Origin of the sequence: Borrelia venezuelensis (genome assembly GCF_023035835.1) — a bacterium.
Taxonomy (GTDB): Bacteria; Spirochaetota; Spirochaetia; order Borreliales; family Borreliaceae; genus Borrelia; species Borrelia turicatae.
Genome location: NZ_CP073223.1, coordinates 97,910 through 116,597, shown reverse-complemented (window position 1 = coordinate 116,597; position 18,688 = coordinate 97,910). Strand labels below are relative to the sequence as shown.

The following is an 18,688-nucleotide window of genomic DNA, read 5'->3' as shown; positions in this document are numbered from 1 at the left end:
TAATACAACCTGACATCTTTTTTTGACCACTCAATATCTCCTTTTTCAAATTAAAATTATCATATTATAAGATAAATCTATTGTTGTATTAACATACCTACCATAAACTTCAAGCATTGTTATTATGTTATTATTAATATACTTATTATAAGCATTTACCTATCTTTACATTATAAATTAAACTAATTAAACAAATCAAAGCCTTAGATTTTAACCTAAGGCTTAATTTTTAAAATTGTTAGCAAGCTACTCTTTTGAAGAACTACTTGCTAAGTTTATTGAAATAAGTTTAGCTTCGTCTTGAATCAAAGCAAACTCATCAATAAATCTACTCTTTACAGCTGCTCTATAAATAGCATTAATATCAGATTTATTAAAGACACCTTTTAAGGTCCTTCCATAAGCACTCACTCTTTTCTCCAACCTATTACTAAAGTCTTGCCTTAATCTTAAGTCATTAATATCACTTATAGCCACTTTGGCATCTTCGTATGCTGTAAGAATCTCTTGGGTACGGCTTATAATTTCCCTAATCTTAGTAACATCTAAATCACCAAGCAAGTTATAAAACTCAGCAATAGTATACGTCTTGTAATTTTTATTCTGAGCAATCTTCTCATCAATTAATATATCTCGTATATAATCAATTATTTTCCATTCGCTCTCAGAAGGTTGTTCTAAATGCTGCTCTGAGTACACATTCTCAATCTTTAGAATGCTTTTAGCCTCTGAATCAATCCTACCCAAAACATAAGAAGGACCTACATACATGACTTGAGCATATACAACATCGGGATTAGAATCCTTAAAGGCCCATCTTAAATAATATGGATAGGCAGTAGACTCTTCGTACCAAGCAAGCTCCCCCTCCAATTTTTGTCTTATTGAATCCCTCTTAATATTCTTTAAAATTTCTTTAACTCTTAGTCTATACTCAGATAGTGCTCTTAGATCACTAAAAAAAGCTTCTATCATGTCTTTTAATCTCTCAGCACCTAATTGTTCCAACAAATTAAAAAACTCATCGCTAGTATACTGTTTAAACATTAAAAAATCATCACTATTACCTGCAGTGGTCACAAGGTACATATATCCAACAGCTTTCCTACCCTTGTCAGATATTCCAAATTTGTCTAAAAGATTCTTCAATTTTAAATCAAATTGTTCTTCCACACACGTATCTATATCCATTGCTGTAAATACTCTAGACTCTTCTGCAAGCCCTTCTGTAGGTTCTTCTACAAGTTCTTTCAAATATTTTTGTACTAAATTTTCATACTCACGTTCTATAACAGATCCTTTTCCAAATAGACTTGTTACAAAATCTTCTGAAGAGTCTAAATCACAACTTATAACTAGCAATATTAGCAATAAAAATGATATTAAGATCGATAATTCACTAAAATATCTTACCTTAAACATTAAATAGCTCCTTTTTCAAATTTAATTTAACTTAATTATATAAACCTTATTTATTATATTAGCACAATATAATACCTTTAAAATATTATTTATTTAAATAAAATATCACTTATATGTGTTTCATTTAAATAAAAAAATTTAAAGCTTAACTATTCTTTAAGGAGCTCGGCTAAAGATTCCCTATGGAAATAAGGGCTTCATTGGCTCTAAATACTGCTAGAAGCAGTATCTTTAATAGCATTAAACCAATTAACATAATCAACATTCTTAGTTGTTTGATAAATAGAATCATAATTCAACTTACCAAATGCCTCTTTTAGTGCCAATACATACGCGCTATTTTTTTCTTTTAAATCACTTTCCAATTTTTGTTTTAAGTTCACGTCATTAACATCCTCTATAGCCGTTTTCGCTTCATCTTGTGCTTTAAGAGTTTTTTGGATATTTTGTATAATTACTTTAACCTTAACATCACCTAAGTGATCTAATAAGTTATAAAATCTTTCATAATTATATATTGTGGGAACCCCAATATCAGGATCAGTTATTACAAGTAGTATATACCAAATTACTGCAAGCTCTGAAGAAGACATCCGTCCTGAGTATAGCTCTTTCCCCCTCATAATTCCTAAAGCATCACTCTCAAGTTTAGCAAAAAGATTAAAAAAATCATAACGACTAACCAGAAATTTGCGATAAATATCATCCGAAGTAGGCTCACCAAATAACTCTTTCAAATACAATGTATATTTAAGTTTGCAAAAATACAATTTATATTGCAATTGTTGTTTTTCATAATTTTCCTGAAGATTCTCAATAGCTACTAAAGCCGCATTTTCTGTTCTAAGATTATTTAAATGAAATTGTATAATTTCCTTCAAAATAGTATCACCTAGATTCCTTAACAAGTTATAAAACTCAGAGTTACTATAGGTCTTAAGACCTCCATAACCAACAATACTAGGATCGGTTAATATATCTCGTATAAATGCAATTGCTTCAAGCTCTGAGGCCGACATCCACCCTGCATATTGCTTTGCATCCTCTACAACGCTTTGAATACGGTCTTTAATCTTACTAAACTTATCAACATAATTATCATTTATCACTCTAAAATACACCGTATCAGGGTTAGGATCATTAAATAACCATTTTAAATAAGATAGACAGTAATCCTTGTGCTGATTAAACATATTCTCCAAACGTTGCTTTAATACGTCTCCCTTAACACTATCAATAACTGATCTAGCTTCTATTTCTGCTTGGACCTGAACTTCAAGAGCATTTGAATGAAATTTTATAATTTCCCTAAGCTTAAGAGAACCTAAACCATCAAGCAAATTATAAAACTCATCCATATCATACGTTTTGAAACCCCCAGCACTACCAATATCCCCAGCATTACCAATCTTAGGATCAGTGATTGCAATTTGTATATTATTAATTACGTCTCTCTCATCATCAAATATCCCAAATGAATCTAACAGAGTATTAATCTTAACAGTTATATCGTCTACAACAGGCTTTTTTAATTTTTTTAAAGATCCTTCTACAGTTAAATCCTCTCTAAACGCAATATCTCCTTGAGATTCTAAATTACAACTTATAATTAGCAAAAATAACAATATTAATATTAAGGCTAAAAACTCACCAAGATGCTTTACCTTTATCATTAAATATCTCCTTTTAAGTTTAATCCACTATCACATAAAATACATTACTATACTATCACACCATCCAAGCATTAACACAGCTTCCATCCATAATATTTTATTTAACATTATATAAGAAAAAAACAGGTTTTGGATTCTTGACAGTCTTATAGTCCATACAAAAAAAAGAAATCAATAACTTCCATACCGTATATTAAATTCAGATAGAATAGCAAACTTTTTTAAGGAATTGCAAGTCTACATTAAATAATCTTTTGTAATAAGAGAAGTAGACAAGCTTGCAATGTAAGCCTTAATTTTGGTATAACGGAATGTATTACAATGTTTCTTATGTTCAATAATCAATCAAGCCCCTTACTCAGGATAACATTAGACTTTTAGTGTTAAACAACATATGTTGATTTTAATAACATAAATCTTGTCTCCATGCATAAGTTTAATCTCTTCTCAAGCAAAGACTATTCCGCAATATCCTTCTTCATATTTAATTGTTATGAGCAAATATTTCAAAAGACATAAGTATACAGTCTTCATTTAGCAATATTTATAAGTATAAATAAAAAAACCTTAGATGTTTTTGAAATCCAAGGTTTAACTATTCTTCTAAGTACTAACCTCTCTTTTGCATAAATGACTAGCAACATCACTTTGTGCTTTAAGAGTTATTTGAATATGGTTTATAATCTTACCCAACTTAACATCACCTTAAACTATAGAGCAAGCTATAAAATTTTTCATCATCAATAAGTCTCGAAACCTAGCAAACTTCCAATATCAGCATCAGTTACTACTCCCCGCATATATTCCAATTACAATTCTTTTATCACCTGATATCCCCCGTATATGGAGATCTACTTTTTATAAAACCAAGAGCCACTGCTTTAACTTCAGCAAATCTAGACGCATATTTACTCTTTATAACTCTACCATACACCCCATCAGGAATAGATTCATTGAATAATTCTTTTAAATATAATGGATAAGCATTATTGCACTCTTTAAATCTAGTTTGCAATCTCTTTTTTAATTTTGCATCCTTAACATCGCAAATAACTGCTAGAGACTCGTTTCGTGCTATAACATTCTCTACATGAAATTTTATAAGTGTCTTGATCTTAAGAGCATCTAAGCTATAAAGAAAGTTATAAAACTCATCCGTACTATACGTCTTATAACCTTTGGTACTACCAATACCAGGATCAGTTACTATCATCCGTATATTATCAACTGCAATCCTTTGATCACCTGACAGTTCTGCATATAGACTTTCAAAGTCTATAATGCTACGAGCTTTGTCCGTAATCGTATTAAACTTAAAATTATAATCACTACCTATAACTTTATCATACACATTATCAGAAATAGCTTTACTGAATAATCCTTTTAAATGCAATGGATAAGCATTATTGTACTCTTTAAATCTAGTTTGCAATCTCTCTTTTAATTTTGTATCCTTCACATCGCGAATAGCTACTTGAGCATCATTTTGCGCTTTAATAATCTTTAAATGAAATTTTATAATTTTTTTCAATCTAAAATCACCTAAATCACTAAGCAAGTTATAAAATTCCTCGTTATCATAAAATTTATAACCTAGAGAACCACCAATACTAGGATCAGTTAGTATGCTTTGTATATATACAATTACTTGCCTTTCGTTAAAGGGTACCCCAAATGTACCAAGAAGTTTGTTAAGCTTAACATCTAGCTTTACCCCTACGCTCCCCATTTCAGAAAGATTTAAGATATTACTTTTGCCCAATTTTTTTACATTATTTTTAACTGTAGATGCTTCAACCGGTGATTTTTCAAGCAAGCCCCCTTCAAGCAAATTTTCTCTAGACGATATTATCTCGCTCGAGTTCCTTTTAAAGGAACTATCACTAAACGAGCTTTTTCGAAATGAGCTATCACTAAGAGGACAGTATCCAAGCGATCTCTTTCGAAACGAACTATGATTAAACGAGCTACCTTTAAGTGAAAAAACCCCTTGAGAACCTGAATTACAACTTATTATTAGCAATAACAGTAATATTGATAAATTATGACTTTTTACCTTAACCATTAAATATCCCCTTTTTTTAACTTTTTTTCAAAAATACACTTAATTCATAACTTAATCTATTATCATATAAACCTATTATTATAATATCCTAAAACATAATTCTTGAAATATTTACCTGTATATTTAATTAGCATTCACCTGTATAAATTGAAAGAAATCAAAAGCCTTAAATAATTTTTATACCTAAGGCTTAATTTTCTCAAGCCCTCTCCGCTTATACTTCTTCTATACTAATTCTAAAATACGGCTTTTAATGGCCTTAAATCCATCTTCATTATCTTTAAAAGACATAAAGATACTATATATATCATTAGAATTGATATCAACACAATTAAAGTTAGTTTTGAGCAAAAATTTATAATGCTCCTTTTGATTAAAAAAATCTATTTTTACCTGATCTCTACTTTTATCGTCTTTAATAGAATTTATCATTTGTAAAATATCATTTTGCAATTCCAAAGCTTTTCGAATTTTTACTATCATTTTCCCAACCTGATCTTCATTTAAACCACCCAATAAATACTCAAACTCATAATAGGTATACGTTTTAAAACTTACTCCATCCTTATCTTTACTGCCAATCCTAGGATCAGTTAATATAGTTCGTAGATCAATAATAATTTTAGCATCAGAACTAGACAGATTTGCGTATATTTTTCTAAAATTTATTAAGTTTCTAGCTTTATCTATGATTCTCATAAAGCCATCTACAATTCTATTACGAGAATCTATAATTTTATCTTTCACGATATAATCACTATTCATACTAAATGCATTTTGTAGTATATATACAGCGAATTCATTATGCTCATCAAATTTAGTTTCCAAAACTTTGGCAAATAAGTCATCCTCTACATCTTTAATAATATCCTCTGCTTCTTTTCGTACTCTAATCAACTCATGTAAATTAACCTCTAACAATCTTTTCAACTTAGAGACACCAAAAGATCCTAACACAGAATAAAATTGATGATCATTATAACCATCTTCATTATAAATTCCATCACTAACATCAGAAAAAATTACTAATTTTCGTATATCATCAATTTCTTGCTTTGCTTGACCAATTAGCCCTTCATATATTGCTTCACCTTTTATAACATATGCAATTCTGTCTTTCAGTTCACGTAAATATTCTAAAATTGAATCATGTGACCTTCTTAATGAACCATACATTTCAATAGAAGAATCAATATACTCATCATCAAAATGAGCTTTTAACTCTTCGGGTATAAAAGAATCGTTGAGCTCACTATCAAACTCAGATATAAATTGTTGTTTTGATCTCTCTCTTTTAATATTTTCAATCATTGGTTTAATTTCTGTTATTAAGTTACAAAATTTTAACCAATCTTCCAAAAGCTCCTTAGTCTTCACAGAACCTATTTCAGTTATAAAGGTATAAAACAAGTTATTATCAAAATCTGAATTGGTTAAGTAAACTTTTAAATATACATTTGATTCCCTGTCTTGAACTGATATCCCACATTCATTAAGAAATTCATCAATTTTTACATCCACACTCTTCTCTTCTACAACTGCTACAGAATCACTGTTTATAACATCCTCTGGTATTAATTTTTTAACATCTCTTTCTGCAGGATCTTGAACTACAGGTTTTTGAACTACAAGAGGATCTTGAACTACAGGTTTTTGAACTACAAGAGGATCTTGAACTACAGGTTTTTGAACTACAAGAGGATCTTGAACTATAAGGGATTTAAAATCATGGGTTGTAGTTAAAGGTTTTGCAACAAAAGAATTTTTTTTAACCAAGACCCCTTTAAGAGGGTCAGCCCCTTGGGATTTAAAATCACAATTTATAACCAGTAACAATAATAACACACTATTACTCTTTTTCATTAAACATCTCTCCTTTTAATAAAACCCAATCTATAAATTGATTTTTTTTATATAAAACTTATTATTATAATATATCATTATAACATAGTTTTCAACGATTAGTATCTACATACTTATTAGTACATCTCTACAAGTATCCCTTAGCACAAATTAAAAGCCTTAAATATTTAAAATCCAAGAGTTAACCTACTTTTTTAAGTACCAACTTACGATATCAAATGGAGGATAACTCGATGCATTTGATTATATGTTGTCAAATTCGTTTTTGAAATTAGTAAATAAAGCAGCATATTTGCTCCCCATAAAATTATGATACACATAATCAGCATTAAACGCATGAAATAACAATTTGAGATGCGATGCATAGCCACAACTTAAAACATCAAAATTAAACTTTAAGTCTCGCTTTTTCTGACTCTCCTCAGCCTTATTCATAGCTGCTAATGCTGCATTTTTTGCTTTATGACTACTTAAATGTATTTTTATAATTTCTCTCAGTCTCTCAACACCTAAGTCATGAAGTAAATTATTAAACTCTACATCATCATATGTCTTATAACCTTCAACACTACCAATATTAGAATCAGTTACTACACTTCGCATATATGCAATTGTTTCCTTTTCTTCTTTTGAAAATCCTTCACAAAGCTTATTAAAATCTGAAATGATTTTAACATCACTTTTAAGCTTAATAAAATTATTAGAATAATCACCCCTCACAAATGCACTATACACCCCATCAGCATCGGTTCTATCAAATATCCATTTTAAATAAGTTGGATAAAAATCCTCTAACTTCTTAAACTCTATTTCCAATTTTTTAGTTAATGCATATTTCTCTTCAATTTCAATAACCGCAGCAACTTCTGCTCGAAATGCATCTTTTTCTCTCAAGTCCTTTAAATAAATTGCTATAATGTCCTTGACCTTAACAATCCCCAACTGATTTAATAAATTATAAAACTCATCATTACTATAAAGTTTATAAGAAGTTTTAAAAACTGAAGACACAGTAGTTACTACATTTCGTATAGAATCAATTACATCCTTTTAATCAGCTAAAAGCAATTCATATACATTTTTTTGAGGAACTTGCTCTTGAGGAACGCCTTCTACAGAAACATCTCTGCTATCCTCTACAAGACCTAAAGCTTCTTCTTTAATTGCAATAAACTCAGCAACATAATTATCACTTGTAAACTTACCATATACCTCATCAGAATTAGCCCCATTAAATAAAATTTTTCAATGCAAAGGATAAGCATTCTGACGACCATAAAATTTCACTTGCAATTCTCGTTTTGCTACATCGTCCCTAATTCCTTCAATCACTGCTAATACTTCGTCTTGGGCTTTAAGAATATTAACATGAATTTCTGTAATTTCCTTAAGTCTCTCAACACCCAAACCCTCTAATAAATTACAGAAATCTTCATTCTTATAAACCCTAACTGAAAAGACTCTAGAAAAACCAGTTACTATATCTCGCATATCATCAATTATTTTCTTTCTGTCATTAGGAATCCCAAATTTGTCTAGCAGACTATTGAGCATAGCATTTATATTTATCTCTGCTTTAACTATGTCAGCACCACTGTTTACATCATCAACATTTAATTTTATCATATGACCTTTAACAAGCTTACTTATAAGTAAATCTGCTCTAAATGCTATGTCCTCTTGAGTGTTCAAATCACAACTTATAACTAGCAACAACAGTAACATTAATAATAACAATAAACCGAAACGTCTTAACTGAACCATTAAATAGCTCCTTTTTCAAATTAAACTTAACTTATCATTAAATAAACTTATTAATTAAACTGAAACAATATAATTATTACTATAATAATGCCATAATATCATAAATTACAGAAATTAATACATCCATTTAACAATATAAATTAAAAGTTTTATATAATAAGATCTAAAAATTCATTTTCTTAAACTTACTATTCTTATACTATTCTTAATTTAAGAATTAATTACTACTATCTGTAGTACTCCCGGACCATTTGTATCACTTACTGAATTTTCCCAACATAATTTATAATCTCAAAATACAAATCAACATAACTACTCCTTGCAACGCTATGATACACCTGATAAGGAAAATCAATATGAAACAACTCTTTTAAATGCAACTCATATCCATTACTGTGTGCATCAAACAGTTTTTGCAAATTATGCCTTGTCATGCTTTCTGGAAGACTACTTATAGCTGATTGAGCATCTTTTGTTGCTTTAAGAACATTTAAATGAAAGCCTATAATCCTTTCAACCATAGTAGCGCCTAAACTCCCAAGTAAGCTCTCAAACTCAACAGCATTATATGTTTTATGCAATACACCAATATTAAAATTAGTTACAACAATTCGTATATAATCAAGTTCTCTCTTTTGAACAGATGAAAGCTTTTTGTATAGCTTTTTAAACGCTATAATATTCTTAGCTGTTTTTTTAATTAAAACAAACTTATCATAATAACGAATATTTTTCATAAATTTTTGATACACAAGCTCAGAAAGAAATTTATTAAATAACTCTTTCAAATGTAATTTATAGTTATCCCTCACATAATCAATTTTCACTCGTAATTGCTCTCTGAAGTCAGCATCATAAACACTATCAATAGCTTCTAAAGCTTCTAACCATGCCGCATCTTGGTTGCTTTGCTCCTCTAGATAAACCAATATCATTGCAAGAACTTTATTATCACCTAACTCATTTAGTAAATTATTAAACTCAATATCAGTATAAGTCCTATAATCTTTATATTTACCAATCAAAGGATCAGTTACTATCCCTCGTATCTTATCAATTACAATTTGCTCATCATCAGACAGCCATGTGTATACATCCAAACCACCTTCAACTTTTGTAATCTCGTCTTTAAATTTAATCAATTCAGAAAAATAATTATCACCTATAATCTCATTATAAATATCATCAAAATTATCACTATCAAATAACCCTTTTAAATGCAACTGATACTGATTTTTGCGTTCATTAAGCTCATTCTGTAATTTGCCTCTTGATGTAGCGTCCTTAACATTTTTAATAACCCTTTCAAATGATTTCTGAATGTTAACAACCTCTAAATAAAATGTTATAATTTCTTTAATCCTAGTTGCACCTAAACTTTCAAGTAAATTATAAAACTCAAAATCAGTATAAGTCTTGTAATAGCTAGAATTACCAATTTTAGCATCAGTTATAGTACGCCTTATATATGCAATTGCTTCCCTTTCCTTATCAAGTAACCCAAATTTGTCTAGCAGATTATTGAGCTTAATATCTAAATTATTACCTGTTGCAACCATTTTTGAAGTATATTCCCTACCAAACCTGCCTAATTTCCTTACCTCTCTTTTGGAAGTCAAATTCTCTTTAATCTCAGTACTTCCTTGAGATTTTAAGTCACAATTTACCACTAACAATAATATAAATATTAATACTAAAAACAAACTGCAATGGCTTAACTTCATCACCCAATATCTCCTTTTTCAAACTAAATTTGACCTATTATCATTAGAAGATGATATATATGTTATATCAACATCATATCATAACTTGCAAGTTTATATATATTTACCCGTATAAATTAAAAGCCTTAAATCTATACGTTTAAGGCTTAAACTTCTTTACTATTCTTAATTTATTAATTTAATTACTAACTACTGCATTAAATCTATGATTATCTGGCTCTAAGAAGATCCGCTGCTGTTTTCAGACTAGCATATACAACCATATAATTATTACCAATAAAATCAAGATATACTTTATTAGGATCAGAAAAAGGTCTATGGAATACAATTTGTACATTAAATGGGTAAAGACGTACTTGATTATCAAAATCAGCTTGTACCCTCCTTAGCATTCTTTAAAGAATTTCTAACCCCTTCTTCTGCTTCCTTAATTTTTAAATAAAAATCCATCATTTCCCCAACCTTCTCAGCACCTAACATACCTAACAAGATTTCAAAATCAAAACCACGATACACTTCAACAGACTCCTTAGGACTACGAATCTTAGGATCAGTTAATATTTTTCGTATCTCATTAACCGCATTCTTTCTACTATCTGAAAACTCTTTATAAAACTTTTCATACTGTATAATGAGATTAGCATGAGTTTCAAGCTCAGCAAAATGCTTAGCATATAAATCCTTTACAACTTTGTTATACACTAGATTAGGATCTTTGCCATAAAATAAAAAAATTAAATGCTCTGGGTATGATCTCTTATAATCAGAAAACAAATACTTAAGTCTTCGACTTATTTTAGGTGTCTCAACACTCTCAATAGCTACTTTAGCTCGTGATGATGCTTCATCTTGTGCTTTAAGATTGTTTAAATGAGCACTGATCATTTCCCTAACCTTAAGAAAACCTAAATTATCTAACAAATTGTCAAATGAAATATCACTATAACTCATATAACCTCGACTCTTAGCAATCTTCTCATCCGTTACTATAACTTGCATCCCATCAATTACTGACTTCTCCTCATCAGAAAGCTCTGCATATACATGTCCAACCTCTATAAGACCTTCTGCTTTTTCTTTAATGTCATTAAACTCAATATTATAATTATTAATTATAATGTTATTATAAACGTCATCAGCAGTAGTCCTATTGAATAACCCTTTTAAATAAGAATTATAATTATCCTTGTGCTTATTAAAGCTATTTTGCAATTCCTGTTTGTTAATGTATGAAGGTACATTTAAAATAGCATTGCTAGCTTTTTCTTGTTCTTGAAGGATTCCTAAGTGAACTTTGATAATTTCCTTTAATTTAACATCTCCTAACTCATTTAACAGATTATAAAACTCAAGATCAGTATATGTCTTATAACCCTTATCACTACCAATATTAGCATCAGTTACTACACTTTGTATATAATCAACCGCTTCCCTTTCCTTATTAAGTAACCAAATTTTGTCTAGCGGATTATTGGGCTTAATACCTAAACTTTTCTCTTCTTCTGTTAATTTAGGAACACTCTTGTCTACACCGGTTAAAGCTACTACTTCACTAGGCTTCCTTTGTTCTACAACAGAATCTACACCCGTTAAAGCCACTCCTTTACCAGACTTCCTTAAAGCTCTCTCTCCAGTAAAAATTCTTCTAAAATAAGAATTTTTTTAAACAATACCTTCTCTTTGGGATTTTAAATCACAATTTATAACTAGCAATAACAGCAATATTAATACTAATAACGAACTGATATGTCTAATCTTTACCATTCAATATCTCCTTTTTCAAATTAAAACTTTTTAATATATCATTATATTGCTATATCTCTATATATCCGCATTGATCTGCAAATATTTTATTTATCTCTTTAAATAAATTTGTATAACTTATATATTTTATCTAATTATCCATTATAGATACAAACTAAAAGCCTTAAACGTGTACGTTTAAGGCTTAAACTTTTTTATTTACTATTTTTAATCTTTTTTAATCTTAATTTAAGGATTAACCACCGCGACCCTTAATCCTTATCTTATCTTATTTACTCTAATGCTTAGAGCTTCGTTTCGAATAGCAATATATTCATCAGCATACTTACTATTTTTAAAGGCATCATACACCTTATTCGGAGATGCTTTATCGGGGCCAAATAAATCCATTAAATGCATTCTATAACCACCCTGGTGCTTGATAAAACGTCTAAATAAGCTTTGTTTCATTTGACCTTCCATAGCAGTAATTAGAGCCTTTTGAGTATTTTTTTCTTCTTTCAAAACATTTATATGTATCCTTAAAATTTCCTCAGACCTAGCAACATCCATACTACCCAGCAAGATCTCAAATTCATAAATATCATAAACCTTAAGAGGTTTCTTAGTATCCCTCAAAATACTCATAGGAACATTAATTAGTACATTTCGTATAGAATCAAGTTGTTTCTTATCATCAAGAGATAACTTTGCATATAAAGCCTCATAATTTAAAATGTATTGAGCTTCCTCTATTTCCTCAAGAAGATCATCAATACAATCATCTTTCATAATTTCATTATAAACATAATTAGGATTATCATAACTAAATAACTCTTTTAAATGCAATGCATAATTACTGTTACCATTTAATTCCGATTGAAAAATTCTCTTTACTTCATCATTTCTATTAAAACGACCAATTAATGCTTGGGTTTCTGATATAACTGGGGGCCTTTTTTTACAATCTTTTAAATGATTTTTTATAATTTCCTTAACCTTATCAGAACCTAATGCATTTAATAAATTACTAAATTCAAGATTAGTGTAAGTCCTTAAAAATTCATTACCAATCTTAGGATCAGTTACTACACTTCTTATATATACCATTATTTGTTTCTCTCCATCCAATAGCTGCAATTTGTCTAGTAATTTATTGAACTCAGCATCTAAAACGAATCTACGATTTATTCCTAATTGTGTTAAAGCCTTATCGTTTGTTCCACCTCTTTCTTGGAATGCAAAATTACGACAACTCACCACCAGCAATGATAATAATAATATTAATACTAGTAATGAACTGAGACATTTTACTCTCATCATTTAATATCTCCTTTCTCAAATCAAACTTATTATATTATTATATAAATCTATTATTATGATTGTTTGAATATAAAACCATTACAACAATATATTACTGCGATCTTCAAGCATTATTGTTTATATATTTATACTCAACATTTATACATGTATTTAGATGTTTACCTACCAATATTTATCTCCTATTCACCTCTAATTTACCTGCATATAATTTACCTGAATAAACTAAAAACTTTCGATATTGAAAATTTAATTACTATCTTTAAGTACCCTTGTTTAAGTACTAACTACGGTACTAATTACTTCATTAAATGTTTTTTTCGCTTGCAATGTATTCAGCAGCGTTTTTAATCTCAAGATACTTATTAGCATAATCACTTTTTATAACATTATTATAAACATTATCAGCTTTAAGATCATGGTAGAGACTCTTTAAGTGCAATGGGTAACCATTCACATGACTATTAAAATCAATTTGCAATTTTTCTTTTCTTTCACCTTGATTTAATTTATTCACAGCCACACTAGCTTCGTTTTGAGCTTTAAGAATATTTAAATGAACGTCTATTATGTCCCTAATCTTAGCTGCACCTAAACTACCTAACAAATAAGCAAATTTAACATCATTATAAGCTCTATAACCCTCTGATCTACCAATCTTCACATCAATTAATATATTTTGTATATTTGTAATTACCTCTTTATCATATGCTGAGAGCTTTGCTTAAAACTTTTCAAACTCTACAAAAACTTTAGAATTATTTATAACATTGGTTAAAAGAGTGGTCAATTCACTAAAATAACTATTCTTAATAAAGTTACGATATATATTCTCGGGTATAGAATCATTAAATAACTCTTTTAAATACAATTGATAAGAATCAATTCGATGTGCCACAGAAACAGCATATAACAAACCCTCTTTGAATTTTTCTTTTTTAATCCTATTTATAGCTGCATAAGCCTCATTTTCTGCACTAACAACCTGAAGATAAATTTTTATAATTTCCTCAACCTTAGAAAGACCAAGCCCATTTAATAAGTTATCAAAACCAGAACTAGTATATATCTTTAAACCTCTATCCTCACCAACCAAAAAAGACATTGCTATGATTTCATATAATCAACTACCTTTTTTTGCTCAACAGATAACCATACATACACACCTTTAGGCCCAATATCTATAGCACGGTATCTAATATCGTCAAACTTATCAGCATAATTACTACCCACAATCTTAAGATACACATCATTAGACATAGGTCCATTAAATGCCTCTTTTAAATGCAGCTCATACTCATTATTCTTAGTATCAAAGCTATTCTGCAATTGCTGTTTTACTGTATCTTCACTAAGATTTAAAATAGCACTGATAGCTCTCTCTTGTGCTTGAAAAATTTTGGAATTAACTTTAATTATTTCCTTTACCCTACTAGCACCCAAACTATTTAACATATTATAAAACTCATGTTCATTATAGGTTTTATAATCCTCATCCCAACCAATCACAGGATTAACTACCACACTTCGAATATACGTAATTACCTGTCTCTCTGTATCAAGTATCTGAAACTCATCCAACAGATTATTAATACTAAAATTTAAATTGCTATCTACTACACCAAAATCATTTCTCATCCTAGCACTTCTTCTCAAACCTCTCAATGGCCGCATTATAGCCACGACATTTTCAACTAAAGGATTTATTTTAGATCCTACATCACAACTCATTACTAATATTAATAGCAAAACTATTAATATTAGTAACACACTTAAATGTTTTATTTTTAACATATAAATGTTTCCTTCTTCAAAACAAAACTTAACATAATTATTAAATGAAATAAATTACAAGATGATTGTATGATTAAATGAAACAAATTATAAAATAATTATTTTTATTATAATGTAATAATATTATATTATAATATAATCACAATCTTCAATCATTAATACTCACTATATTTATAACCATATTTATATATTTATTTATCAGTTTTTTTATTAGGATGTTTTTTATTTATGATATATATATAAATTAAAAGCCCTAAACATTTTAAATTTAAGGCTTAAAACTTTTTAAAACTTTTCTTAATTACTCTGTCTAAGCAATCTCTACAAGCAATCTCTAAGAACTCATTTAATTACTACTTGCGGTACTATCTGCTGTATTTGATGAAAGGCGTCTAATGTCATCCCTAATCCTAAGAAATTGTTCAGAATATTTATCATTTACAACACTATCATAAATCATATCATGATTTAAGCTGTTAAATAACCCTTTTAAATGCAACGCATATCCATTACTTAGTGCATTAAATCTATTTTGAAAGTTTTGTTTTGCTGTACCTGCAGGAACAGTATTTATAGCCTCCAAAGCTATTCCCTGAAGGATTTTAGCCCTTATACAAGCTGTTGCCATTGTCTCAGTCTTAGACGCACCTAAGTAATTTAAGAAATCATTCAACTCAGAATCAGTATAAGTCTTGTAACCTTTAGCACGACCAATATTAGAATCAGTTACTATACCTTGTATTTTATCAATTATGTCTTTATTCTCATCAGCAAGCCATGTGTATACATCTAAAACCCGTGGATCTCTGACTTTCTTTTTTAAATTAATATAAGCATTAATATAATTAATCTTCATAAAACGAGAATATATATCATCCGCCCCAGATGCATTAAAAGGCCCTCTTAAAATAAATGCATACTCATTGTTATAACTAGCAAGTCTAGTCTTCAATGCTTGTTTTACTTTCTCTTCAGTTAGCCCTGCAATATCTGCCTCAATTTCATCTCGGAGTTTGAAGACATCTAAACTAGCTTTTATCATGTCACTCATCTTAGCAGCACCTAAGCTATTTAACAAAGCATGAAACTCAGTAACAGTATATTTTTTGCAATCGTTATTAGCATAACAAAAGTTAGCATTAGTTACTACACTTTGTATATAATCAACTACGGACTTTTCCCGAGATGAAAGCCCTTTATATAAATTAAAGTCTTCTATAACTTGCATAGCTTCTTCTTTAATCGCAGTAAATTCATTAACATAGTTATCACCTATAACATTGCTATACACAACATTAAAATCAGATTCATTAAATAACCCTTTTAAATGCAATGGGTACTCATTTCTCTTACTATTAAACCTAAGTTGCAAATTTTGCCTTTCTTTAGGTTTATGAACATTATTTATAGCCTCAAGAGCTGCTTTTTGGGTTTTAACAAGTTCTAAATCGGCTTTTATAATCTCTTGAATCTTAGCAGCACCTAAGTCATTTAACAAAGCATAAAGCTCAGAATCAGTATAATTCCTGTAACCTTCAATACTACCAATACCAACATCAGTTACCACATCTTTAATCCTAACAATTGATCTTTTGCCTGCCTCAGATATTCCAAATGTGTTTAGAAGATTATCAAGCTTGGCACTTAAACTCTCTATATCATGCTCTTTGGGGTCTTTTTCCTTTTTTTTTACAATCGAGTTTTCCCCACTCGCAACAGCGTCTTTTGGACTTTTGAAATTACAACCCATTACTAGTAATAATAGCAATAGCAATATCAATACTAATAACAAATTACGATATCTTACCTTTAACATATAAACAGCTCCTTTTTTTCAAATTTTTATATATAATATATTATAATACAATTACTACAATATAATAAGTCTTAAAATATCTAAAACATTAATACCCACGTAGTTATTAAACATATTTATTAATATTTATCTGTTCTATTTGTATATTTATCTATATAATCTATATAAATTAAATATCATACTAATTACTTCTTTTGTATAACGGCTAAAACATCATTTTTAATGGTTATAAAAATTTGAATAATCATTATTGATAATAATGTCATTGCATATACTCGTAATTTACGAATATAATAATATATTATGATTTATACACATTTTTCTATGCATACTAATTTAATTGATATATATATCTATATATTAAATACTATTATATGCATTTATATGTATAATGAAATTAATCAACAATTAAATCTAAAGTTAAGGGGAATATTTTGCAAACAAACGCGTTTATCAAAACTATATTAATTATATGGATAGGCTTAAGCCTGAGTGCCTGTACTCTAAATCCGAAAAGAAATCAAAATGATTTAGGCTTAATTTTTAAAAAAAGCATATCTGATAATTCAAATCTAACCAACTTAAATTTAAAAAAACATACAAAAGATTTTAAACAAACTACCCCAAAACATGGATTATTCGATGATTTAGTAATCTTTAAAGGCGATGATAGCAAGAGAGACGATTATTATTTCGAGTTCTATATTAAAGAATATGACGTTAATTTCGATCTCTTTATGTATCATAAATTTTATCGTATAACAGAATATAACTCGATTCACCCAGGAAATGAACAATCTGGAAAACTAAAAAAAATCAAACTATTCTTTCCCAATTACGCATTTAACAATAATCTCAAAGATTTTTCCGAAATTGAAGATTACAAGTTAAACTCTATCGATCTATGCTTAAGTTTTGAAAATCCAGAGGGTAAAACTATAGACATAGCTTTTTCAGGAATTAGAAATGACATAATGGCATTTTCAAAAGCACTAAATAAAGACGCGGATAAAGTACCACAAAGTTTCTCATTCAGATTATTCATAGATAATAAATCTGAAGCAGATACTGGTTATTACTTCTACAAAACAAAAATGGATAAACACTCAAAAGAATTTATAAATGATAAAAGCACTCGTCAACACAAAGACGAAATCTTTAAGCTTATAAACAAAAAAGGAATAAATAAACTTAAAAAAATTGTTGATCAATTTTCAACCTCAACCGAAATGAAAAAATTCATTACAAGTAAAAGATTTAACAAAAGTAAGATTAAAACAAATTAAAAAATCTAAGTTTTTTCGATTAATCAAACAGACAAACACTATTTAAGTATTTGTCTGTTAAAATTATAAAATAACAATTAAGCCCCAAACTAAAGACCTTAGAAACAATTTATCTAAAACTTAAAATTAACGAACAAAAATTTTAAAATCCAAACCCTAGACTTTCAAAATACATTTTGATAATATTTAAATTATACTAAGTATCAAAATATATTTGG

Annotated in this window: 14 protein-coding genes and 1 pseudogene; 1 reads left to right on the top strand and 14 read right to left on the bottom strand. The window is 28.8% G+C overall.

Annotated elements, in window-relative coordinates; genetic code table 11:
- Window positions 1–246: 246 nt before the first annotated feature.
- From bvRMA01_RS05205 to bvRMA01_RS05140, 14 genes and pseudogenes are all read right to left on the bottom strand, one after another.
- Window positions 247–1,422, bottom strand: coding sequence for a BTA121 domain-containing protein surface lipoprotein (locus bvRMA01_RS05205; protein WP_247032634.1), 1,176 nt, complete (start codon window positions 1,420–1,422; stop codon window positions 247–249).
- A gap of 206 nt (window positions 1,423–1,628) precedes the next feature.
- The gene (locus bvRMA01_RS05200; RefSeq protein WP_247032633.1) at window positions 1,629–3,095 is read right to left on the bottom strand and encodes a BTA121 domain-containing protein surface lipoprotein; all 1,467 of its coding nucleotides are present in this window, start codon (window positions 3,093–3,095) and stop codon (window positions 1,629–1,631) included.
- A gap of 823 nt (window positions 3,096–3,918) precedes the next feature.
- Window positions 3,919–5,160 carry a BTA121 domain-containing protein surface lipoprotein gene (locus tag bvRMA01_RS05195; RefSeq protein WP_247032632.1) on the bottom strand — a complete coding sequence of 414 codons (1,242 nt, stop codon included), beginning with the start codon at window positions 5,158–5,160 and terminating at the stop codon, window positions 3,919–3,921.
- A gap of 225 nt (window positions 5,161–5,385) precedes the next feature.
- Window positions 5,386–7,023 carry a BTA121 domain-containing protein surface lipoprotein gene (locus bvRMA01_RS05190; protein ID WP_247032631.1) on the bottom strand — a complete coding sequence of 546 codons (1,638 nt, stop codon included), beginning with the start codon at window positions 7,021–7,023 and terminating at the stop codon, window positions 5,386–5,388.
- Between the two features lie 243 nt (window positions 7,024–7,266).
- Window positions 7,267–8,064 (bottom strand): BTA121 domain-containing protein surface lipoprotein, encoded by a 798-nt coding sequence (locus bvRMA01_RS05185; protein ID WP_433996722.1) that lies wholly within the window; start codon window positions 8,062–8,064, stop codon window positions 7,267–7,269.
- 204 nt (window positions 8,065–8,268) lie between these two features.
- Complete coding sequence (locus bvRMA01_RS05180) at window positions 8,269–8,715, bottom strand: BTA121 domain-containing protein surface lipoprotein (protein ID WP_247032629.1); 447 nt, start codon at window positions 8,713–8,715, stop codon at window positions 8,269–8,271.
- 332 nt (window positions 8,716–9,047) lie between these two features.
- The gene (locus bvRMA01_RS05175; RefSeq protein ID WP_433996721.1) at window positions 9,048–10,511 is read right to left on the bottom strand and encodes a BTA121 domain-containing protein surface lipoprotein; all 1,464 of its coding nucleotides are present in this window, start codon (window positions 10,509–10,511) and stop codon (window positions 9,048–9,050) included.
- A gap of 209 nt (window positions 10,512–10,720) precedes the next feature.
- Window positions 10,721–10,903, bottom strand: a complete 183-nt coding sequence (locus bvRMA01_RS05170) for a hypothetical protein (RefSeq protein ID WP_247032626.1) — start codon at window positions 10,901–10,903, stop codon at window positions 10,721–10,723.
- Window positions 10,881–12,110 carry a BTA121 domain-containing protein surface lipoprotein gene (locus bvRMA01_RS05165; protein WP_247032624.1) on the bottom strand — a complete coding sequence of 410 codons (1,230 nt, stop codon included), beginning with the start codon at window positions 12,108–12,110 and terminating at the stop codon, window positions 10,881–10,883. The genes bvRMA01_RS05170 and bvRMA01_RS05165 overlap by 23 nt, the downstream gene beginning before the upstream one ends.
- A gap of 423 nt (window positions 12,111–12,533) precedes the next feature.
- Window positions 12,534–13,574 (bottom strand): BTA121 domain-containing protein surface lipoprotein, encoded by a 1,041-nt coding sequence (locus bvRMA01_RS05160; protein WP_247032622.1) that lies wholly within the window; start codon window positions 13,572–13,574, stop codon window positions 12,534–12,536.
- Window positions 13,575–13,881: 307 nt separating this feature from the next.
- Window positions 13,882–14,283 (bottom strand): annotated as a pseudogene (locus bvRMA01_RS05155) (BTA121 domain-containing protein surface lipoprotein); the annotation flags it as partial.
- Window positions 14,284–14,298: 15 nt separating this feature from the next.
- Window positions 14,299–14,679: a BTA121 domain-containing protein surface lipoprotein gene (locus tag bvRMA01_RS05150; RefSeq protein WP_247032618.1), complete on the bottom strand. Its 381-nt coding sequence runs from the start codon at window positions 14,677–14,679 to the stop codon at window positions 14,299–14,301.
- Between the two features lie 2 nt (window positions 14,680–14,681).
- Window positions 14,682–15,368: a BTA121 domain-containing protein surface lipoprotein gene (locus bvRMA01_RS05145; RefSeq protein ID WP_247032616.1), complete on the bottom strand. Its 687-nt coding sequence runs from the start codon at window positions 15,366–15,368 to the stop codon at window positions 14,682–14,684.
- 346 nt (window positions 15,369–15,714) lie between these two features.
- Window positions 15,715–17,184, bottom strand: a complete 1,470-nt coding sequence (locus bvRMA01_RS05140; RefSeq protein WP_247032614.1) for a BTA121 domain-containing protein surface lipoprotein — start codon at window positions 17,182–17,184, stop codon at window positions 15,715–15,717.
- 434 nt (window positions 17,185–17,618) lie between these two features.
- Here bvRMA01_RS05140 and bvRMA01_RS05135 point away from each other — a divergent pair, with 434 nt between their 5' ends.
- Window positions 17,619–18,470: a hypothetical protein gene (locus bvRMA01_RS05135; RefSeq protein WP_020282348.1), complete on the top strand. Its 852-nt coding sequence runs from the start codon at window positions 17,619–17,621 to the stop codon at window positions 18,468–18,470.
- The last annotated feature ends 218 nt before the right edge of the window (window positions 18,471–18,688 follow it).